This window comes from Streptomyces zaehneri (assembly GCF_032248645.1).
In the GTDB taxonomy this organism is placed as follows: domain Bacteria; phylum Actinomycetota; class Actinomycetes; order Streptomycetales; family Streptomycetaceae; genus Streptomyces; species Streptomyces coriariae.
Genome location: NZ_JASTTJ010000013.1, coordinates 214,987 through 235,549 on the forward strand (window position 1 = coordinate 214,987; position 20,563 = coordinate 235,549).

The following is a 20,563-nucleotide window of genomic DNA, read 5'->3' on the forward strand; positions in this document are numbered from 1 at the left end:
ATGACACCGCTCATGGGCTTCGCGCGCCCCCTTCTGACGTCCAGCTCCAGCTCTGCGACAGAACCCACAGTACGGGCCCTGCATCCATTGACGCACTGTTCGGGGACGGATGCGCTCATCCCCAAGGACGACTGACCAAGACCTTGCTCCGGCGTAGGGAGTAGGTGACCTTCAGGGTGAGCGATCGGTCACCCTGCGCCCCCTGTTTCCCGCTCCTGTCCTGGTCTGTCCCCTCTACAGACGACTGGTGTTGCCGGATCGTTCCCCTCGGGGCTGGGGTCCATGCCCGCGAGCGCTTACCCTTGGGTTTTGTGTTCCGTAGCCGTGCCAAGGAAGAGAAGGCCCCCGCCGACAAGGCCGTGGTGACCGACTCCATGCAGCCCCGTGACCCGCAGGCCAAGAAGGGCAGGCCCACGCCCAAGCGCAGTGAGGCCCAGTCCCAGCGCCGCAGCGTCGCCAACACCTCGACGTCCCGCAAGGACGCCGCCAAGCGGCAGCGCAGCGAGCGCCGCGCCCAGCTGGACAGGCAGCGCCAGGCGCTGGCCGGCGGGGACGAGCGGTATCTGCCGGTCCGCGACAAGGGCCCCGTCCGCAAGTTCGCGCGCGAGTTCATCGACTCCCGGTTCAACGTGGCGGAGTTCTTCCTGCCGATGGCCGTGGTCATCCTCGTGCTGAGCATGGTGCGGGTGGGCTCGCTCCAGACCATCGCGCTGCTGCTGTGGCTGGTCGTGATCGTGCTGATCGTGCTGGACTCGTTCGTCACGAGCTTCCGGCTGCGCAACCAGCTCGCCGAGCGCTTCCCCGACCAGAACCGGCGGGGCGCGGTGGCGTACGCGCTGATGCGCTCCCTCCAGATGCGTCGGCTCCGGCTGCCCAAGCCGCAGATCAAGCGCGGAGCACGGCCCTGAGCACTGCGGCTTTCTCCGGGGGTGCGGCCGAGGCCTGGTTGAACAGGCTGGGTGGGCTGCGTGACGTCGTACGACAGGAGCTGGTGGCCCGGCAGCTCGACGAGCAGATAACGGGGCGCTACCCGGTCGGGCAGCGGCTGCGGGTGCTCGACGTCGGGATGGGCCAGGGCACGCAGGCGCTGCGGCTGGCCCGGCTCGGGCACCAGGTGACCGGGCTCGAACGGGACGCGACGATGATCGCCGCGGCCCGGGAGGCGCTGTGCGGCGAGCCCGAGGGCATCCGGGAGCGGATGCGGATCATCGAGGGCGACGGCCGGGACACCGGTGTGCACTTCCTGCCCGGCAGTTTCGACGTGGTGCTCTGCCACGGCGTGCTCATGTACGTCGAGGAGCCGGACGCGCTGCTCGCGGGGCTGGCGCGGATGCTGGCCCCGGGCGGGCTGCTGTCGCTGCTGGTGCGCAACGCGGACGCGCTGGCCATGCGGCCGGGCATGTCGGGCGACTGGAAGGGCGCGCTCGGCGCCTTCGACACCGTCGCCTACCGCAACCGGCTGGGGCTCGACGTACGGGCGGACCGGCTGGCGACGCTGACCGACACGCTGGCCGGGATCGGGGCGCCGCTCCAGGCCTGGTACGGCGTGCGGGTCTTCACGGACACGGCGGCGGACGGGACGGAGATCCCGCAGGACGCGGGGCAGCGGGAGAGCCTGCTGTCCGCCGAGGAGCGGGCCGGGCGGACCGACCCCTACCGGCAGGTGGCGGCGCTGCTGCATCTGTGCGGGGTGCGCGGCTGAGCCGGACCGGCGTTCTTCACCCGTACGGGTGAGCGGTGGCCGGGGTGGCCGTGCGGCGACCACCCCGACGCAGGGCTACGCCTCGTTCGCGTGCAGGCTCATCGGGCCGTAGATCTCGGCGGAGTCCTCGAAGAGCCGCACCTGGTCCGCGCCGCCTTCGAGGAGGTCCTTCCACACTTCCCCGATCCAGGACTCGGCGTCCCCCTGCGTGGTGAACTCCTCGGGCTGTACCGCTGGTTGGACCTCCGTCCCGTCGGCCTTCTCGAACCGCCACGTCCATGCCGCCATGTACGCCTCCCAGCTGTGACCACGTGCAGAGCAGAAGCCGGATCTTGGTCCGGCTTCTGCTGTGCAGCCTAGTCGGATGCGCAAGAGCTGGTCAGACGCGCGAAAATCAGCTCCGTGGAAGTCACTCTGCTCGGTACCGGTGCCCCCGCGGGACTGCCCCGCCCCGACTGCTCCTGCGCCGTCTGCGCGACCTCGCTCGGGGCTGACGCGCGGGCGGCGACCGCGCTGCTCGTCGACGGGGCCCTGTTGCTCGATCTGACGCCGGGTTTGGCGTTCGCGGCCGCGCGGGCCGGGCATTCGCTGGGCGGGGTGCGGCAGGTGCTGCTGACGCATCCGCACGACGGGCCCCCGGTGGAGGTGCCGGCCGGGCTGCCGCAGCCCGGCCGGGTGCCGGACTGGCGGGAGTCGCCGCTGGTGACGGGGCATCGGGTGCGGGCGGTGGCGATGGACGCGCCCGGCACCGGGTACGCGGTGGCCGGCCCGGACGGGCAGCGGCTGCTGTATCTGCCGCCCGGCGGCGCTCCGGCCGGCCTGGAGGAGGGGTCGGAGGCCGCCGAGCCTTACGACATGGTCCTGGCGGATCTGGTGGGGCGCCCGGACGCGCTGGCGAAGCTGCGGGCGGTGGGCGCGGTGGGGCCCGCGACCGACGTGGTCGCCGTCCACCTGGACCATGACGTGCCGCCGGGCGCGGAGTTGCGGCGGCGGCTCGCGGCGGCCGGGGCGCGGGCGGTGCCGGACGGCTCGACGTTGATCGTGGGGGTGTACGAGGACGTGCCGGACGTGTCGCGGCGGACGCTGGTGCTGGGCGGGGCCCGGTCGGGGAAGTCGGTGGAGGCGGAACGGCGGCTGGAGTCCTTCCCGGACGTGCAGTACGTCGCCACCGGCGGGACCCGGGGCGGCGACACCGAGTGGGCGTCCCGGGTCGCCACGCACCGCGACCGGCGGCCGGGGTCGTGGCGGACGGTGGAGACCTGCGACCTCGTGCCGCTGCTGGCGCAGGACGGTGCCCCAGTGCTGATCGACTGTCTGTCGCTGTGGCTGACGGACGCCATGGACTCCGTCGGGGCGTGGGACGACGCGCAGTGGGCGGACGGCGGCGAACGGGCGCTGCGCGCGCGGGTGGTGGAACTCGCCCAGGCCGTGCGCTCGGCCCGGCGGACCGTCGTCCTGGTCTCCAACGAGGTGGGGTCGGGGATCGTGCCGGCCACGGCGTCGGGCCGACGGTACCGGGACGAACTGGGGCGGCTGAACGCGGCCGTCGCCGCCGAGTGCGAGGAGGTGGTCCTGGTGGTGGCCGGCCAGGCACTGGTGTTGCGGGGACCGGTGGCGGGCGCCTGACGGTCAGTTCCTGCGCGCGATGACCTGGTAGGCGTTCGAGAAGCGCGTGCGCCGCAGGGCGGGGGCCAGCAGGTGGTCGAGTACGGCGGCCAGGGCGGTCAGCGGCCCGGCCGTCCGGCGCAGCCGGCTCCGGTTCAGGTAGAGCGAGGCGGCCGTCGACAGGTCGTGCGGGGTGTGCGGCGTGCGGTGGTCCGTCACGACGATCTCGCAGCCCTGGGCCTCGAGTTCGGCCCGCAGGTTGGCCGGCGGGATCAGGTGGAGGTGGCGGGGCTGGTCGTAGGAGTGCCACCACTTGCCCAGCACGGCCGCGGACGCGCTGGCCGGGTCCGGGAGCTGCACGAGGAGGTGGCCGCCCGGCCGCAGGGCCGTCAGCGCCGCCGCGAGCTCCCTCCTCGGGTCCCGGGCGTGTTCCAGGTGGTGGAGCATGCTGACCACGTCGTAGCGGCCACGCAGGCGGGACAGCACTTCCGGTGCCGTCAGCGGGCCCAGGTACGCCTCGTCGATCCGGCCGGCGGCTCTCGCCCGCTCCACTCGCGGGGTCGGGTCCACCCCGTCGAACGCCGTGTAGGCGAACAGCTCCCTCGCCGCCGCCGGGAAGAACGCGTCCCCCGTGCCGACGTCCAGCCAGCTCTCCGGCTCGGGGAAGGGCAGCATCGTCCGGGCCGTCGCCCTGAGGTGCCCGCGGTCGGACCGTTGCGCGCCCTCGGCGCCGTACAGCGCCAGTCCCTCGGGGGTCAGGCGGGGGTTCTGGAAGGCGTGGGCGCAGTCCCGGCACTCGTCGACCACGAAGGTGCCCGGCCGGCGGTGGCGCAGGTCGGGTGCGCGCAGCCGGGTGCGCAGGCGCTTCGAGCCGCACCAGGGGCAGTCGTCGCGGCGCGGCTCGTGGACGGGCCTGGGGGGCATGAGCGGCTCCGGGGATGACATCGAGAGCGAACGACGATCAGCGACAAAACGGAACGTATGGGATACCGATCTTGGGCGCAATGACGTCACGCGGGTGTGGTGGCGATGGAGCGCGGAACTGTTCGATCGGTGCCGGTACTGTTCGGCGAATGAGCTCGCTTAATCTCGACGACTTCACCGATCTGATCGAGCGCCCCGACGGTGGGGTGCGCCGCGACGCGGAGGCGCGCCGGGAACGTCAGATCGTGCCGCCCGGATCGCTGGGGCGCCTGGACGACCTGGGTGAGTGGCTGGCGGCGGCACAGGGCTCGTCGCCCGTGCGGCCGGTCGAGCGGCCGCGGGTGGTGCTGTTCGCCGGCGACCACGGCATCGCCGAGCTCGGCGTCTCCGCCCGACCGGCGGGCAGCGCCTCGGAGTTGGTGCGCGAGGTCATCGAGGGCGGCCGTCCGGTCTCCGTGCTCGCCCGCCGGCTCGGCGTGCCCGTGCGCGTCGTGGACATGGCGCTGGACTGCGATCCGGAGCTGTTCCCCGAGGACGTCGTACGGCACCGGGTGCGGCGCGGCAGCGGCCGTATCGACATCGAGGACGCGCTCACGCTCGAGGAGGCCGAGGCGGCCTTCCGGGCGGGCGTGTCCGTCGCGGACGAGGAGGCCGACTCCGGCACGGACCTGGTCGTGCTCGGCGACATCAGCGTCGGCGGGACGACGGCCGCGGGTGCGCTGGTGGCCGCGCTGTGCGGGACCGACGCGTCCGTGGTGACCGGGCGGGGCGGCGAGGCGATCGACGACCTGGCGTGGATGCGCAAGTGCGCGGCGGTCCGGGACGCGCTCAGGCGGGCGCGGCCGGTGCTCGGGGAGCAGTTGCAACTGCTGGCGACGGTGGGCGGGGCCGATCTCGCCGCCATGACGGGTTTTCTGCTCCAGTGCGCGGTACGGAAGTTGCCCGTGGTGCTGGACGGCGTGGTGGCGGCCGCCTGCGCGCTCGTGGGCCAGCGGGTCGCGTTCCGGGCGCCGGACTGGTGGCTGGCCGCACACAAGAGCGGTGAACCGGGACAGGCGAAGGCACTCGACCGGATGGCCCTGGAACCGCTGCTGGACCAGGGCGTGAAGGTCGGCGAGGGCGCCGGGGCCCTGCTCGCGCTCCCGTTGGTGCAGGCCGCCGCCGCACTGGCGGCCGAACTCCCCGAGAAGCCGGCGCAACCGGAGGAGCCGACGGAAATGGAGAGGTCGGTGGAGCCGGAGGAGTCGGTGGAGCCGGAAGCAGCAGAGGCGGCCGTGACTTCCGACGCGTCCGAGGCGTCCGCGGTCTCCGGCGAGCGGCAGCAGGAGAAGCGGGAAACGGAGTAGCGAAACGGCTCAAAGGGACAGGCGGCGCCAAAAGAGCGGATTCCCCGAAGTGCACCCATATGATCACCGCTCATGGGCAACACCCGGGGCGCCGCCGCCTTCGCCGTCTGGTACCTGCGTGCCGTCGCGTTCGTCAACTTCCTCAGTGCGGTGTGGGTCTCCCTGGGGCAGGACGTCCGACGGCACAACCAGGAGAACCTCTTCACGCCGTATCTGCTCACGGCCGGCTTCGCCTCCGGGGTCTTCACCGCGTTCCTGGCCGTCACGATGCGGCGGCGCAAACGGGCCGCGTGGATCCTCAACCTCGGCCTGAGCGGGGCGTTCCTGGCGCTGTTCGCGCTGGCCATGGCGTTCCCGGAGGTCCGGCGGCACCCGCAGAACTGGGTCTCGCTCGCGCTGACCGCCGTCTTCGTCGTGGCGTTGCTGGCGGGGCGGCGGGAGTTCTACGCGAAGGGCGACCGGTCCAATCCGAGGCTCGCCGCGGCCGTCGGCGCCGGCGGGCTGCTGGGCGCCTCGCTGCTGGCCGCGCTGCTGGTGACGGTCACGAACCGGGCGTCCGCCCCCTCCACCTTCCTCGAACGCTGGCGCTACGGCGCGCTGCGGCTGGTCTCGGTGGCCGCCGACGAGTACCGCGTCCCCGGCATCGCCCCGCCCACCTGGGTCGACGTCGCCGTCAACGTGCTGAGCACGGCGCTCGTCCTGGCCGTCCTGTACGCCGCCTTCCGCTCCCGGCGGGCCGTCGACCCGCTCACCGAGGACGACGAGAAGCGGCTGCGGGAGCTCCTCGACCGGCACGGTGAGCGGGACTCGCTCGGCTACTTCGCGCTGCGGCGGGAGAAGAGCGTGTGCTGGTCGCCGACCGGGAAGGCGGCCGTCGCCTATCGCGTCCTCGGCGGGGTGTCGCTGGCGTCCGGGGACCCGCTCGGGGATCCGGAGGCCTGGCCGGGGGCGATCGGGCCGTGGCTCGCCGAGGCGCGGGCGCACGGGTGGATCCCGGCGGTGATGGGCGCGAGCGAGGAGGCCGGGACCGTGTACGCCCGGCACGGACTGGACGCGCTGGAGCTCGGGGACGAGGCCCTGGTCGAGGTCGCCGAGTTCACCCTCGAGGGGCGGGCCATGCGGACCGTCCGGCAGGCCTGCAACCGGATCCGCCGGGCCGGGTACACGGTGCGGGTACGACGGCACGAGGACATCCCGGCCGACGAGATGGCGGCCCTGGTCCGGCGCGCCGACGACTGGCGCGACGGGGCCACCGAGCGCGGGTTCAGCATGGCGCTGGGACGGCTCGGGGACCCTCGGGACGGCCGCTGCGTGATGCTGGAGTGCGCCGACGCCGGCGGCGAACTGCGGGCCCTGCTCTCCTTCGTGCCCTGGGGACCGCACGGGCTCTCCCTCGACCTGATGCGGCGGGACCGCGACTGCGACAACGGGCTGATGGAGTTCATGGTCATCGAACTGCTCCGGCACGCCCGCGAGGAGCGCAACGACCGGGCGGCCCGGATCACGCAGGTCTCGCTGAACTTCGCCGTCTTCCGTTCGGTGTTCGAAAGGGGTGCGCGCCTGGGCGCCGGACCGGTGCTGCGGCTGTGGCGGTCGCTGCTCTGCTTCTTCTCCCGCTGGTGGCAGATCGAGTCGCTGTACCGCGCCAACGCCAAGTACCGGCCCATCTGGGAGCCCCGTTTCCTGCTCTTCGAGAAGAGCGCGGACCTGCCCCGCATCGGTGTCGCGTCGGCGCGGGCGGAGGGGTTCCTGGAGGCGCCGGGGCTGCCGAAGTGGCTGCGCCGGGGGCACCTGGAGACCCACCGGTGAACGCGGTCGCCCGCCGGTCCCGCGCCGAGTGGGGACCGCTGTACGAGGCCGTACGCGTCCCCCTGGTGCGGCGCCGGTGGCGGGCGGCCCCGATGACCGCCGGGGCGGTGTGTCTGACGTCGGTGACCCAGGTCGTGCAGAACCGGACCTGGGGCTACGGTCCGGTCCAGGCCCTCGGGGCGGTGCGGGCCGAGGACCCGCTCGGGCTCGCCCTGCTGCGCACCCCGCTGTCCTTGTTCGTGCCCGCGCTGGACCTGCCGGTGTGGGGCGCCCTCGCGCAGATCCTGCTGGTGTTCGGGATCGCGGAGCTGTGCCTGGGCTGGTGGCGGACCCTCGTCATCGCCTACGCAGCCACGCTCGCGGGCACCCTGTACGCGCGCGTGGGCATCGCTCTCGGCCCCGGCAGCCCGTTCGGCCTGCCCGCCGCCGACGCCCGGATCGTGGACACCGGCCCGTCGGCGGCCGTGGTCGGCCTCGCGGTGTTCCTGGGCTGGCGCTACCGCGCGTACGTGACGGCGGCGGGGGTGATCGTCGCGATGGTGGTGGAGGTGCTGCTCAAGGACAACCTGGCGGGCACGGAGCATCTGGCGGCGATCGCGGCGGTGCTGGTGCTGTGCGCGGTGGCGGAGAGCCGCGGGCGCGCCCGGGGTCCTGAGCGGCCCGCCGGGGGGCCGCGGGGCGGTGCCGGCGCACGGCTGCGCCGGGGCGCGCGGGGCGGTGGCGGTCCGCGGCCGCTCCACGGGGCGCGGCCGGCCACGAAGCCCCGCGGCCGCCGTACGGCCCACGCGCCCGGTCCGGACCGGGTCCCTCAGTTCCGCTCCTCGGACTGAGCGAGCTCCGCGGTCGTCTTCCCGCCCAGCCAGTCCCCCACCACCCGGCGCGGCCCCGCCCAGCGGCGGTCGTGGCGATAGGCCCGCAGCACCGCCTTCGCCCGGGCCTTCGGCCGCCGCCGGTAGAACCGGCGGGCCCACGGCGAGCCGGGCCGGGCCACCCGTACCAGGCCCACCAGGCCCAGGAGCGGGATGAAGACGCTGAACACGGCCATCTTGGCCTTGCCCTTGCTCAGCACGGCCAGGGAGAACAGGAAGTTGAGCACGACGGTCGAGATGACACCGCCCCGGTCCTGGAGCTCGTCCTGGCTCATGTCGTTGACGCCGAACGGCGAGAAGCCCACCAGCAGCAGTCCGCCCAGCGCTGCCGTCAGGACCACGGCCTCCACGCTCTTGCGGCCCGCCTCCGTCCAGTACACGTCGTCGAGATGCAGGATCAGCGCGAACTCGTCGAGGACCAGGCCGGTGCCGATGCCGAAGACCACCGCGAAGGCGCCCGCCCCGAAGCCGTGCCGGCCGCTCGCCACCGCGCCGAAGCCGCCCGCGACGGTCAGGACGACGCCGGGGACCACGTGGTGGATGTGCACCCCGCCGGAGCTGATGTTGCCGAAGGGCCCCTTGCCCGCCCGGATGAGGCGCGTGATGATCCGGGTGATCAGGAAGGTGAGGACGAACGCGGTCAGGGCGATGAGCAGCGGGACCTTGCCCGGTTCGACGATGTTGCGCTGCACCCACTGGACCATGTCACCAGTCTCCCGAGGTGGGGGGTGGGCTGCCTCGTGGGCGGGGCGTCCGGGCTAGTCTGCCGCCGTGTCCACGACCTCGCCCCTCGACGGCCTCCGCTTCGCCTTCGGCACCCTCACCGCGCTCCCGGTCAGGGTGACCCGCTGGGACCGCGAGGCCGCGCGCGGGGGCATGCTGGGCGCGCCCGTGGTCGGGCTGGTCGTCGGCGGCTGCGCCGCCGGGCTCGGCCTGCTGCTGTTGTACCTGGGCGCGAGCACGCTGCTCGCCGCCGTCGCCTCGGCCGCCGTGCCCGCCGTCCTGACCCGCGGTCTGCACCTCGACGGGCTGGCCGACACCGCCGACGGACTCGGCAGCGGCAAGCCCGCCGAGGACGCGCTGCGGATCATGAAGCAGTCCGACATCGGCCCGTTCGGCGTGCTGACGCTCGTCCTCGTGCTGCTCGCCCAGGTGGCCGCGCTGACGCAGCTCTACGACACCTCGTGGGCGCTGGGCGCGGTGGCGGCCGTCGTCTCGGCGGCCGCCGCCCGGCTCGCGCTGACCCTGGCGGCACGCGCCGGGGTGCCGGCCGCTCGCCCGGAGGGGCTGGGGGCGGCGGTCGCCGGGGTGGTCCCGGTGCGGGGTGCGGTGCTCACCGTGGTCGCCGTGACGCTGGCGGCGGCGGTCCTGGGAGCGTGGTGCGGACCGTACGAGGGCGGCGTCGTCGTCCTGTTCGGGAACATCGAGCCGGGCGCCCTGTTCGAGCCGTACGACGCCGTCCGGCCGGCACTCGCGGTCCTCGCCGCCCTCGTCGTCGCCGAACTGCTGCTGCGGCACTGCACGCGGCGCTTCGGCGGGGTCACCGGGGACGTCTTCGGCGGTCTGGCGGAGACGGCGGCGACCACCGCGCTCATGGTGTTCTGCCTGGGCCGTTGAACGGCTGACAGGCTTCCCGCCACACGCCCAGCTCGTACTTCTTCAGCAGCGAACTCAGCCGCAGCCGGCGGGAGTCGGCGCAGAACTCGCTCGTGGGGAGTTCGTACTCGACGTGGAAGACGGCCTTGCCCGCCTCGATGAAGGGGGTCAGGTCCGCGCACTCGTCGTACTGGGCGCACTGTTCGTTGACCGCGAAGTCGAAGTCGTCGACGAGTTCGGGGATCTGGTCGAGGTCGTTCTTCAGCCCGACCGACATGCCCCGGTCGTGGGCGAGTTCGGCGATGAGGCGGTTGTAGCGGAGCTGGTCGGCGGCCTCGACCGGGAAGCCCGTGGTGTTCTTGTAGCCGTCCATGTTGTCCGGCTCGACCGCGTCGAAGCCCTTCTCGCGGCACATGTCGAGACGCGCCGCCATGAGGGGCTCCAGGACGTCCAACGCGCGGATGTCGAGCCAGCGTTCACCTTCCCAGCCGTTGCCCTTGCCGATCACCGACTTCGGGAACTTCGCCGCGTCCGGCCGCCAGTCCTCCCATGCGCCGGTGGAGAGGTAGCAGATGACCTTGCGGCCGTCGTCGTGCAGGCCGGCGACCGTGGCCGCGGTGTGGTCGAAGCCGTCGATGTCGTAGACCGGCACGTCGACACCGGTGTCCAGCCGGCCGCTCAACTGCCATTGCCAGTCGATGCCGGGGGCCGGCCGCCAGATCCCGCCGTCCGCCGTCCCGGCGCCCGTCTCGTCGTCCGGCCGGTCGCGGCCGCCGTCCGGCGTGGCGGCGCAGCCGGCCAGCAGCAGGGCGAGCAGGGGCAGCAGCGCGATCGGGCGTCTCACCGGGCGGGCTCCAGGATGTGCGGCGACGTGTCCGACGATGATCGCCCATGTCGGCCGCGTGCCGTCCTCCCACCCCGACCCGAAGGGTGTGGCCCGGTGCGCGGGGTGCGAGGATCGGGAAGTGGCTACGACGCCACCGACAGGTGAACACGCGCGTGCGTGAGCGACCGCACACGCACGCGTACGCTCATTCCGGGATCCGCCACGCCGGTTCGCCGCGCCGGTGAGGCACACCCCCGGATACGACCGCACCCACGACCCGGATCTAGGGTCGGCTGTCGGGCCCGGTCGACCCACACACTCCGGCCACCGCAACTCCACATCGGAAGCGAGATTTCACCACCGTGACTGCTCTCACTCTCAGCACCGCCGCGGCGCCCGGCCTCCGGGCCGACGCGATCGTGATCGGTGTCGCCAAGGGCGCGAAAGGCCCGATCGTTGCCCCAGGCGCCGAAGCCGTCGACAAGGCCTACGACGGCAGGCTCGCCGGCATCCTGGAAACCCTCGGCGCCTCCGGGGCCGAGGGCGAGCTGACCAAGCTGCCCGCGCCGGCCGGTTTCAAGGCACCGCTCGTGCTCGCGGTGGGACTCGGCCAGGAGCCCGACAAGGACGCCGGCTTCGACCCCGAGGCGCTGCGCAAGGCGGCCGGCGCGGCCGCCCGCACCCTCACCGGCGCCAAGAAGGCCGTCTTCGCCCTGCCGGTGACCGACGCCGCCGACATCGGCGCGATCGGCGAGGGCGTGGTGCTCGGCGCGTACGCCTTCGACGCGTACAAGAGCAACGGCGACGACGCCAAGGCCAAGAACGGCAAGGCGCCGCTCGCCGAGGCCGCCCTGCTCGGCGGGAAGCCGCGCGACGCCGCCCACAAGGCCGCGCTGCTGCGTGCCGCCGCCGTCGGCGAGGAGCTCAACCGCGCCCGCGACCTGATCAACATGCCGCCGAACGACCTCGACCCCGAGGCGTTCGCCGCTCTCGCCCAGACGGCGGCCAAGGAGCACGGCATCAAGGTGCAGGTGCTCGACGAGAAGGCGCTCGCCAAGGGCGGCTACGGCGGCATCCTCGGCGTCGGCTCCGGCTCGGCCTCGGCCCCGCGCCTGGTGAAGCTGTCCTACACGTCCGCCAAGGCCAAGAAGAACCTGGCCTTCGTCGGCAAGGGCATCACCTACGACTCGGGCGGCATCTCGCTGAAGCCGGCCGGGCACAACGAGACGATGAAGTGCGACATGAGCGGTGCGGCGGCGGTCTTCGCCGCGGTCGTCGCCGCCGCGCGGCTCGGGCTCGAGGTGAACGTCACCGGGTGGCTGGCGCTGGCCGAGAACATGCCGTCCGGCTCCGCCACCCGCCCGGGTGACGTGCTGCGCATGTACAGCGGCAAGACCGTCGAGGTCCTCAACACGGACGCCGAGGGCCGGCTGGTGCTCGCGGACGCGCTGTGGGCGGCCTCCGCGGAGAAGCCGGACGCGATCGTCGACGTCGCGACCCTGACCGGCGCGATGATGCTGGCGCTGGGCAGCCGTACCTTCGGGATCATGGCGAACGACGACGCGTTCCGCTCCGCGCTGCACGAGGCCGCCGAGGAGGTCGGCGAGCCGGCGTGGCCGATGCCGCTGCCGGAGCACCTGCGCAAGGGCATGGACTCCAGCGTCGCGGACATCGCCAACATGGGTGAGCGGATGGGCGGCGGGCTGGTGGCCGGTCTCTTCCTGCGCGAGTTCGTGGGCGAGGGGATCACCTGGGCGCACCTGGACATCGCCGGGCCGGCGTTCAACGAGGGCGGGCCCTTCGGGTACACGCCCAAGGGCGGTACCGGGACCGCCGTGCGGACGCTGGTGCGGCTGGCCGAGCTGACCGCCTCCGGCGACCTCGGCTAGTCCCTCCCGCGAAGGGGACTGTGCGCCTGGTCACTCGGGCCCGTCCGTCATGTGACGGGTGCGGGCCGAACGTGGCCGGTCGCGCAGTTCCCCGCCCCCTGGGCGGGGCCGGTCCCCCATGTCACAAGTGAGCGTGGGGTGTCTCACACCCCGGCCCCGCGTCTCGTTCGTCTCCCGCAAGTGCGAAGATGGGCCTCGGCAGGACAGGGCCCCCACCACAGGGCCGAAGAAAGAGCGGCCGGACACCAGCCGCCGGCGGTCAGCGACGACCGGCGCACGGCGCACATGCATGGAGGACGTGACGTGGCGAACGACGCCAGCACCGTTTTCGACCTAGTGATCCTCGGCGGTGGTAGTGGCGGTTACGCCGCGGCCCTGCGCGGGGCGCAGCTGGGACTGGACGTCGCCCTGATCGAGAAGGACAAGGTCGGCGGCACCTGCCTGCACCGGGGTTGCATCCCCACCAAGGCCCTGCTGCACGCGGGCGAGATCGCCGACCAGGCCCGCGAGAGCGAGCAGTTCGGCGTCAAGGCCACCTTCGAGGGCATCGACGTCCCCGCCGTCCACAAGTACAAGGACGGTGTCATCTCCGGGCTGTACAAGGGCCTTCAGGGGCTGATCGCCTCCCGCAAGGTGACGTACATCGAGGGTGAGGGCCGCCTGTCCTCCCCGACCTCCGTCGACGTGGGCGGACAGCGCGTCCAGGGCCGCCACGTGCTGCTCGCGACCGGCTCCGTGCCCAAGTCGCTGCCTGGCCTGGAGATCGACGGCGACCGGATCATCTCCTCGGACCACGCCCTCGTCCTGGACCGGGTGCCGAAGTCGGCCATCATCCTGGGCGGCGGCGTCATCGGCGTCGAGTTCGCCTCGGCGTGGAAGTCCTTCGGCTCCGACGTGACGGTGATCGAGGGCCTCAAGCACCTCGTCCCGGTCGAGGACGAGAACTCCTCCAAGCTTCTTGAGCGCGCGTTCCGCAAGCGCGGCATCAAGTTCAACCTGGGCACCTTCTTCTCCAAGGCCGAGTACACCGCGGACGGCGTCAAGGTCACGCTGGCCGACGGCAAGGAGTTCGAGGCCGAGGTCCTGCTGGTCGCGGTGGGCCGCGGGCCCGTCTCCGCCGGTCTCGGCTACGAGGAGCAGGGCGTCGCCACGGACCGCGGCTACGTCCTGGTCGACGAGTACATGCGCACCAACGTCCCGACCATCTCCGCCGTCGGCGACCTGGTCCCGACCCTCCAGCTCGCGCACGTCGGCTTCGCCGAGGGCATGCTGGTGGCGGAGCGTCTGGCCGGTCAGAAGGTCGTCCCGATCGACTACGACGGTGTCCCCCGGGTGACGTACTGCCACCCCGAGGTCGCCTCCGTGGGCATCACCGAGGCCAAGGCCAAGGAGATCTACGGCGCGGACAAGGTCGTCGCTCTGAAGTACAACCTCGCGGGCAACGGCAAGAGCAAGATCCTCAACACCGCGGGCGAGATCAAGCTCGTCCAGGTGAAGGACGGTGCCGTGGTCGGCGTCCACATGGTCGGCGACCGCATGGGCGAGCAGGTCGGCGAAGCCCAGCTGATCTACAACTGGGAGGCGCTGCCCGCCGAGGTCGCGCAGCTCATCCACGCCCACCCGACGCAGAACGAGGCGCTCGGCGAGGCCCACCTGGCCCTGGCGGGCAAGCCGCTGCACTCGCACGACTGACCCCTCGGTCGACGAAGCGACTCCGCGACGACACAGACTTCCGCAATTCGTAAGGAGCAACCGAAACCATGGCGGTTTCCGTAACCCTTCCGGCGCTCGGCGAGAGCGTCACCGAGGGCACTGTCACCCGCTGGCTGAAGGCCGAGGGTGAGCGCGTCGAGGCCGACGAGCCCCTGCTCGAGGTCTCGACCGACAAGGTCGACACCGAGATCCCCTCCCCCGCCGCCGGCATCCTGGCCTCCATCAAGGTCGCCGAGGACGAGACGGTCGAGGTCGGTGCCGAGCTCGCCGTCATCGACGACGGCACCGGCGCCCCCGCCGCCGCTCCGGCTCCGGCCGCCGAGCCGGTCGCCGAGCCCGCACCGGAGCCGGCCGCTGCCGCGCCGTCCACCGAGCAGGCGGCCCCGGCCCCCGCTCCCACCGCCGAGGCCGCCACCGGCGGCGGCTCCGCCGAGGGCACGGACGTCGTCCTGCCCGCGCTCGGCGAGTCCGTCACCGAGGGCACCGTCACCCGCTGGCTGAAGCAGGTCGGCGAGGAGGTCACGGAGGACGAGCCGCTGCTCGAGGTCTCGACCGACAAGGTCGACACCGAGATCCCGGCGCCCGTCTCCGGTGTGCTGCTCGAGATCACGGTCGGCGAGGACGAGACCGCCGAGGTCGGCGCCAAGCTCGCCGTCATCGGCGCCCCGGGCGCGGCTCCGGCCGCTGCCCCGGCCCCCGCCGCTCCGGCCCCGGCCCCCGCTGCCCCGGCGCCCGCCGCTGCTGCCCCGGCTCCGGCTCCGGCTCCGGCCGCCGCCGCTCCGGCACCGGCCGCTCCGGCGCCCGCCCCGGTCGCCGCCGCTCCGGCTCCGGCCGCCCCGGCCCCCGCGCCCGCCGCTCCGGCGGCTGACGACGGCGCCTACGTGACCCCGCTGGTGCGCAAGCTCGCCGCCGAGAACGGCGTCGACCTGGCCGCCGTCAAGGGCACCGGCGTCGGCGGCCGTATCCGCAAGCAGGACGTCCTCGCCGCCGCCGAGGCCGCGAAGGCGGCCGCCGCCGCTCCGGCTCCGGCCGCCGCGGCCCCTGCCGCCGCGAAGAAGACCCCGGCGCTCGAGGTCTCCCCGCTGCGTGGCCAGACGGTCAAGATGCCCCGCATCCGCAAGGTCATCGGCGACAACATGGTCAAGGCGCTGCACGAGCAGGCGCAGCTGTCCTCGGTCGTCGAGGTCGACATCACCCGGCTGATGAAGCTCCGCGCGCAGGCGAAGGACTCCTTCGCGGCCCGCGAGGGCGTCAAGCTCTCCCCGATGCCGTTCTTCGTGAAGGCGGCGGCCCAGGCGCTGAAGGCCCACCCGGCCGTCAACGCCCGGATCAACGTGGACGAGGGCACGATCACCTACTTCGACACCGAGAGCATCGGTATCGCGGTGGACTCCGAGAAGGGCCTGATGACCCCGGTCATCAAGCACGCGGGCGACCTGAACATCGCCGGCATCGCCAAGGCCACGGCCGACCTGGCGGGCAAGGTCCGCGCGAACAAGATCACCCCGGACGAGCTGTCCGGCGCGACCTTCACCATCAGCAACACCGGCTCGCGCGGCGCGCTGTTCGACACGATCATCGTGCCGCCGAACCAGGTCGCGATCCTCGGCATCGGTGCCACGGTCAAGCGTCCGGCCGTCATCGAGACGGAGGAGGGCACGGTCATCGGCGTCCGCGACATGACGTACCTGACCCTGTCCTACGACCACCGTCTGGTCGACGGCGCCGACGCGGCCCGTTACCTGACCGCCGTCAAGGCGATCCTGGAGGCCGGCGAGTTCGAGGTCGAACTCGGCCTCTGACCCCCAGGGCTCGACAGCGGGTGCCCCCGTCCGGAACTCTCCGGGCGGGGGCTTCCGTCTGCCGGGTCCGGGCACGGCCGGGAGCACGAGAGGAAGCCCGGCCGGGAGCACGACAGGAAGCCCGGCCCGGAGCACGGCTCCGGGCCACCGGGAGCACGGCTCCGGGCCCGGCCGGCACCGGGACCTGTCCGGTACTGGTCTTTACAGCCGAGCCCCCGTGTGGGCGTGTAAGTCTCGTCTCACCTGCTTGAAAGCGCCCCCGTGCGCCTCTCCTGCGCGGGCCCCCGGCCGTATTGTCTATACGTCAAACGCCCCCGGGGGCCCGTGCGGCCCCTCCTCAAAGGAGCCCTCATGACCGCGCCCGTCGTCCACTCGCTGCGCGAACAGATCCGCGAGCACATCGTGGAGGGGATCGTCAGCGGGCGCTGGAAGCCGGGCGAGCGGATCGTGGAGCGCCGGATCGCGACCGAGCTGGAGGTCAGCCAGACACCGGTGCGGGAGGCGCTGCGCGAGCTGGAGTCGCTGCGGTTGATCGAGTCCGCGCCGAACAAGGGCGTGCGGGTGCGCAACCTCACGGCCGCGGACCTGGAGGAGAGCTACCCCGTCCGGGCCGGCCTGGAGGCGATCGCGGCGGAGCTGGCCGCGCAACGGCTCGCGGAGGACTGCTCGGCCCTCGAACCGCATGTCGCCGCGCTGTACGAGGCGGACCGCGCCGCGGACGGCACGGGCCAGGTGCGGCACACGGTCGGTTTCCACCGGGAACTGGTCCGGGCGGCCGGCAACTCGGTGCTGCTGCACACCTGGGAGGGCCTGGGCATCGAGGTGTTCACGGCGCTGTCGATCCGCTGGCTGGGGACCGTGCAGCAGTCGTACGCGGAGGAGCACGAGGAGCTCGTCCAGGCGTTCCGGCGGCGGGACCCGAGGATCGCCGAGCTGGTGAAGGCACACGTCCTCGGGTGCGCTCCCCGGGCCTAGGGCGTTTCTTGTGCCGGGCGCCGCGAAACCCGGGCTGATCCCGAAGAAGCGCCCTGGCTAGCGGAGCGCTCGGGTTTCAGTGGAGCGTACACGCGCTCATACGTGGCCTCCGACCTGCGAAAACCCCGGATTGACGCGGCACGGGGTGCCTGCCCGAAAGGCACCCCGTGCCTACTTTCTCGCGATCGAGAGGTTTTGCCCTTCAACCCTTTGATCGATCATCGATCAGGGGGTTACAGTCGCCGACGGGCCGCGGCCGAAGCCACCCATGGCATCGCGCCTCGAGCCCACGCCCTGTCCTGCCAAAGACCAAGGGCACCCCCAGGAACACCCTCACAGGGAACCCCCTTCGACTGAGGAAGGCGGCGACATGACCGACCCCCAGGCCATCCAGCCGAGCGCGCTCGACCAGCTCCCCGACCGGGACCCGGAGGAGACCGCCGAATGGCAGGCCTCCCTGGACGCGGTCGCCAAGGCGGCCGGGCCGCACCGTGCCGCATACCTGATGCGCCGCACGCTGGAGCGTGCCGAGGGCAACGGCATCGCGCTGCCCAAGCTGCTCGAGACGGACTACGTCAACACCATCCCCACCGCCGCCGAGCCGTCCGCGCCCGGCGACGAGGAGATGGAGCGCAGGATCACCGCGTGGAACCGCTGGAACGCGGCCGCGATGGTGACCCGGGGCAGCAAACACGGCGTCGGCGGCCACATCGCCACCTTCGCCTCCGCGGCCTGGCTCTACGAGACCGGCTTCAACCACTTCTTCAAGGGCAAGGAGTCCCAGGAGGCTCCCGGCTCGGGCGACCAGCTCTACATCCAGGGCCACGCCTCCCCCGGCATCTACGCCCGTGCCTTCCTCGACGGCCGGCTGACCGAGCAGCACCTCGACAACTTCCGCCAGGAGGCGGGCGGCGACGGCCTCCCGTCGTACCCGCACCCGCGGCGCCTGCCCTGGCTGTGGGAGTTCCCGACGGTGTCGATGGGCCTCGGCCCGCTCTCCGCGATCTACCAGGCGCGCTTCAACCGCTATCTCACCAACCGCGGCATCAAGGACGTCTCCGCGTCCCACGTGTGGGCGTTCCTCGGTGACGGCGAGATGGACGAGCCCGAGTCGACGGCGGCACTCGCCCTCGCCGCCCGCGAGGGTCTGGACAACCTGACCTTCGTCATCAACTGCAACCTCCAGCGCCTCGACGGCCCGGTCCGCGCGAACTTCAAGATCGTGCAGGAGCTGGAGGCCCAGTTCCGCGGCGCGGGCTGGAACGTCGTCAAGTCGCTGTGGGGCTCCGCCTGGGACGAGCTGTTCCAGCTCGACACCACGGGCGCGCTCGTCCGCCGGCTGCGCGAGGTACCCGACGCCCAGGTGCAGACGTACCAGACGCGTGGCGCCGCCTACATCCGCGAGGATTTCTTCGGCAAGGACCCGGCGCTCGTCGAGCTGGCGAAGCTGCTGAGCGACGACAAGATCCTCGAGTGTTTCCACCTCTCCCGCGGTGGTCACGAGGCGCGCAAGGTGTTCGCGGCCTACAAGGCGGCGGTGGAGTTCAAGGGCGCCCCGACGGTCATCCTGGCCCAGACGGTCAAGGGCCACACCCTCGGCGAGGGTTTCGCGTCGAAGAACGCCAACCACCAGATGAAGAAGCTCTCGGTGGACGAGTTCAAGGCGATGCGCGACCTGCTGGAGCTGCCGATCTCGGACAGCCAGTTCGTCGACGGCGTGGTCCCCTACGGCCACCCGGGTGCCGACTCCCCCGAGGTCCGCTACCTCCAGGAGCGCCGCGCGGCCCTCGGCGGCCCGGCCCCGGCCCGCCGTACGCACGCCCTGGCCCCGCTGCCGGCCCCCGCCGACAAGACGTTCGCCTCCTTCGACAAGGGCTCCGGCGCCCAGAACGTGGCCACCACCATGGCCTTCGTCCGGCTGGTCAAGGACCTGGTCCGCGACAAGGAGACCGGCAGGCGCTGGGTGCCGATCGTCCCGGACGAGGCGCGCACCTTCGGCATGGAGAGCCTGTTCCCGTCGCTCGGGATCTACTCCCCCAAGGGCCAGACGTACGAGCCGGTCGACCGCGACCAGCTGATGTACTACAAGGAGGCCAAGAACGGCCAGATCCTCAACGAGGGGATCACCGAGGCCGGTTCGATGGCCGACTTCATCGCCGCGTCCACCGCGTACTCCACGCACGGTGAGGCGATGATCCCGTTCTACATCTTCTACTCGATGTTCGGCTGGCAGCGCACGGCCGACCAGATGTGGCAGCTCGGCGACCAGCTCGGCCGCGGCTTCCTCGTCGGCGCCACGGCCGGCCGTACGACCCTGACGGGCGAGGGCCTCCAGCACGCCGACGGCCACTCCCCGGTCATCGCCGCGACCAACCCGGCCGCCCTCAGCTACGACCCGGCGTTCGCGTACGAGATCGCGGCGATCGTCAAGGACGGTCTGCGCCGGATGTACGGCGAGGCCGCCCCGGGCGAGGACCAGAACGTCTTCTACTACCTGACGGTCTACAACGAGCCGATGCCGCAGCCGGCCAAGCCGTCCGCCCCCGGCGTCGACGAGGGCATCCTCAAGGGCCTGTACCGCTTCAACACGGCCGAGTCGGCGGGCGTCGAGGTGGCTGCGGCCAACGCCCCGCGCATCCAGCTCCTGGGCTCCGGCACGGCGATCCACTGGGTCCTGAAGGCCCAGCGGCTGCTCGCCGAGGAGTGGGGTGTGGCCTCCGACGTGTGGTCCGCGACCTCCTGGACCGAGCTGCGCCGCGACGCGCTGGAGGCCGACGCGGCCCTCCTGCGCGGCGAGGAGCGCCAGCCGTACGTCCGTCGGGCCCTCCAGGGCGCCGAGGGTCCGGTCCTCGCGGTCTCCGACTACATGCGCCAGGTCCCGGACCAGATCGCGCAGTGGGTCGAGCAGGACTGGTCCTCGCTGGGCGCGGACGGTTTCGGCCTCTCCGACACCCGTGCGGCGGCCCGCCGCCACTTCGGCGTCGACGCCGAGTCGATCGTCGTCGCGGCCCTGGCCCAGCTCGCCCGGCGCGGCGAGGTCAGGGCGACCGCGGTGAAGGAAGCGCGCGAGCGTTACGGGCTGTAAGCCCACTCGGGTTCAACGGTGAAGGGTGCCCGGCGGCTGATGCCGCCGGGCACCCTTCACCGTCCTCGTGCCTTATGACGGCGGTGGCGGCACGGCTGTAGGCCGCCACGGCCGTGGACCGCAGGCCGCTGGCCTGACGGCGGTGGCGGCACGGCTTTTGGCCACGGGCGCGGCGCACGGCTGTAGGCCGCGGGCGCGGGCGGCGGTGGCGGCACGGCCGCAGGCCGCAGGCCGCAGGCCGCAGGCCGCACGGCTTGTAGGCCGCAGGCCGCAGGCCGCAGGCCGCACGGCTTGTAGGCCGCAGGCCGCAGGCCGCACGGCTTGTAGGCCGCAGGCCGCAGGCCGCACGGCTTGTAGGCCGCAGGCCGCAGGCCGCACGGCTTGTAGGCCGCAGGCCGCAGGCCGCACGGCTTGTAGGCCGC

Annotated in this window: 16 protein-coding genes; 12 read left to right on the forward strand and 4 right to left on the reverse strand. The window is 72.6% G+C overall.

Features of this window, described 5'->3' with window-relative positions:
* Positions 1-311: 311 nt before the first annotated feature.
* Positions 312-908, forward strand: a complete 597-nt coding sequence (locus tag QQM72_RS22725) for a DUF3043 domain-containing protein (RefSeq protein WP_314222694.1) — start codon at positions 312-314, stop codon at positions 906-908.
* A gap of 83 nt (positions 909-991) precedes the next feature.
* A complete protein-coding gene (locus QQM72_RS22730) occupies positions 992-1,702 on the forward strand; it encodes a class I SAM-dependent methyltransferase (protein ID WP_314222718.1) in 711 nt (236 codons plus the stop codon).
* A gap of 75 nt (positions 1,703-1,777) precedes the next feature.
* Here QQM72_RS22730 and QQM72_RS22735 read toward each other — a convergent pair whose 3' ends face one another.
* Entirely contained in the window at positions 1,778-1,990 is a 213-nt protein-coding gene (locus QQM72_RS22735; RefSeq protein WP_020130018.1) for a hypothetical protein, read from the reverse strand.
* A 114-nt stretch (positions 1,991-2,104) separates the two neighbouring features.
* Here QQM72_RS22735 and QQM72_RS22740 point away from each other — a divergent pair, with 114 nt between their 5' ends.
* Complete coding sequence (locus QQM72_RS22740) at positions 2,105-3,328, forward strand: bifunctional adenosylcobinamide kinase/adenosylcobinamide-phosphate guanylyltransferase (RefSeq protein WP_314222695.1); 1,224 nt, start codon at positions 2,105-2,107, stop codon at positions 3,326-3,328.
* Positions 3,329-3,331: 3 nt separating this feature from the next.
* Here QQM72_RS22740 and QQM72_RS22745 read toward each other — a convergent pair whose 3' ends face one another.
* Positions 3,332-4,231, reverse strand: a complete 900-nt coding sequence (locus QQM72_RS22745; protein WP_314222696.1) for a class I SAM-dependent methyltransferase — start codon at positions 4,229-4,231, stop codon at positions 3,332-3,334.
* Positions 4,232-4,380: 149 nt separating this feature from the next.
* On the opposite strand from QQM72_RS22745, the gene cobT reads away from it, so the two are divergent.
* The 3 genes from cobT to QQM72_RS22760 all read left to right on the forward strand — a co-directional run bounded on the left by cobT (position 4,381) and on the right by QQM72_RS22760 (position 8,216).
* Positions 4,381-5,577 carry a nicotinate-nucleotide--dimethylbenzimidazole phosphoribosyltransferase gene (cobT, locus tag QQM72_RS22750; protein WP_314222697.1) on the forward strand — a complete coding sequence of 399 codons (1,197 nt, stop codon included), beginning with the start codon at positions 4,381-4,383 and terminating at the stop codon, positions 5,575-5,577.
* A 72-nt stretch (positions 5,578-5,649) separates the two neighbouring features.
* Positions 5,650-7,386, forward strand: a complete 1,737-nt coding sequence (locus QQM72_RS22755; protein ID WP_314222698.1) for a phosphatidylglycerol lysyltransferase domain-containing protein — start codon at positions 5,650-5,652, stop codon at positions 7,384-7,386.
* Positions 7,383-8,216, forward strand: a complete 834-nt coding sequence (locus QQM72_RS22760) for a hypothetical protein (protein WP_314222699.1) — start codon at positions 7,383-7,385, stop codon at positions 8,214-8,216. Before QQM72_RS22755 ends, QQM72_RS22760 begins: the two co-directional genes overlap by 4 nt.
* On the opposite strand, the gene QQM72_RS22765 is transcribed toward QQM72_RS22760, so the two are convergent.
* Positions 8,195-8,959, reverse strand: a complete 765-nt coding sequence (locus QQM72_RS22765; protein ID WP_314222700.1) for a hypothetical protein — start codon at positions 8,957-8,959, stop codon at positions 8,195-8,197. The two genes, QQM72_RS22760 and QQM72_RS22765, sit on opposite strands and share 22 nt — an antisense overlap.
* 67 nt (positions 8,960-9,026) lie before the next feature.
* Between QQM72_RS22765 and QQM72_RS22770 the strand changes: the two genes are divergently transcribed.
* Positions 9,027-9,872: an adenosylcobinamide-GDP ribazoletransferase gene (locus QQM72_RS22770; RefSeq protein ID WP_314222701.1), complete on the forward strand. Its 846-nt coding sequence runs from the start codon at positions 9,027-9,029 to the stop codon at positions 9,870-9,872.
* Here the strand turns inward: QQM72_RS22770 and QQM72_RS22775 are convergent.
* Entirely contained in the window at positions 9,847-10,695 is an 849-nt protein-coding gene (locus tag QQM72_RS22775) for an endo alpha-1,4 polygalactosaminidase (protein ID WP_314222702.1), read from the reverse strand. The genes QQM72_RS22770 and QQM72_RS22775 overlap by 26 nt on opposite strands.
* Before the next feature lie 344 nt (positions 10,696-11,039).
* Here QQM72_RS22775 and QQM72_RS22780 point away from each other — a divergent pair, with 344 nt between their 5' ends.
* From QQM72_RS22780 to aceE, 5 genes are all read left to right on the forward strand, one after another.
* Positions 11,040-12,566 (forward strand): leucyl aminopeptidase, encoded by a 1,527-nt coding sequence (locus QQM72_RS22780; RefSeq protein WP_314222703.1) that lies wholly within the window; start codon positions 11,040-11,042, stop codon positions 12,564-12,566.
* A 303-nt stretch (positions 12,567-12,869) separates the two neighbouring features.
* Positions 12,870-14,258 carry a dihydrolipoyl dehydrogenase gene (gene lpdA / locus QQM72_RS22785; protein ID WP_057599638.1) on the forward strand — a complete coding sequence of 463 codons (1,389 nt, stop codon included), beginning with the start codon at positions 12,870-12,872 and terminating at the stop codon, positions 14,256-14,258.
* 68 nt (positions 14,259-14,326) lie between these two features.
* On the forward strand, positions 14,327-16,081 hold the full coding sequence (sucB, locus tag QQM72_RS22790; protein ID WP_314222704.1) for a 2-oxoglutarate dehydrogenase, E2 component, dihydrolipoamide succinyltransferase: 1,755 nt from the start codon (positions 14,327-14,329) through the stop codon (positions 16,079-16,081).
* Positions 16,082-16,432: 351 nt separating this feature from the next.
* On the forward strand, positions 16,433-17,056 hold the full coding sequence (locus QQM72_RS22795; RefSeq protein WP_314222705.1) for a GntR family transcriptional regulator: 624 nt from the start codon (positions 16,433-16,435) through the stop codon (positions 17,054-17,056).
* A 370-nt stretch (positions 17,057-17,426) separates the two neighbouring features.
* On the forward strand, positions 17,427-20,141 hold the full coding sequence (gene aceE, locus QQM72_RS22800) for a pyruvate dehydrogenase (acetyl-transferring), homodimeric type (protein WP_314222706.1): 2,715 nt from the start codon (positions 17,427-17,429) through the stop codon (positions 20,139-20,141).
* Positions 20,142-20,563 lie beyond the last annotated feature (422 nt).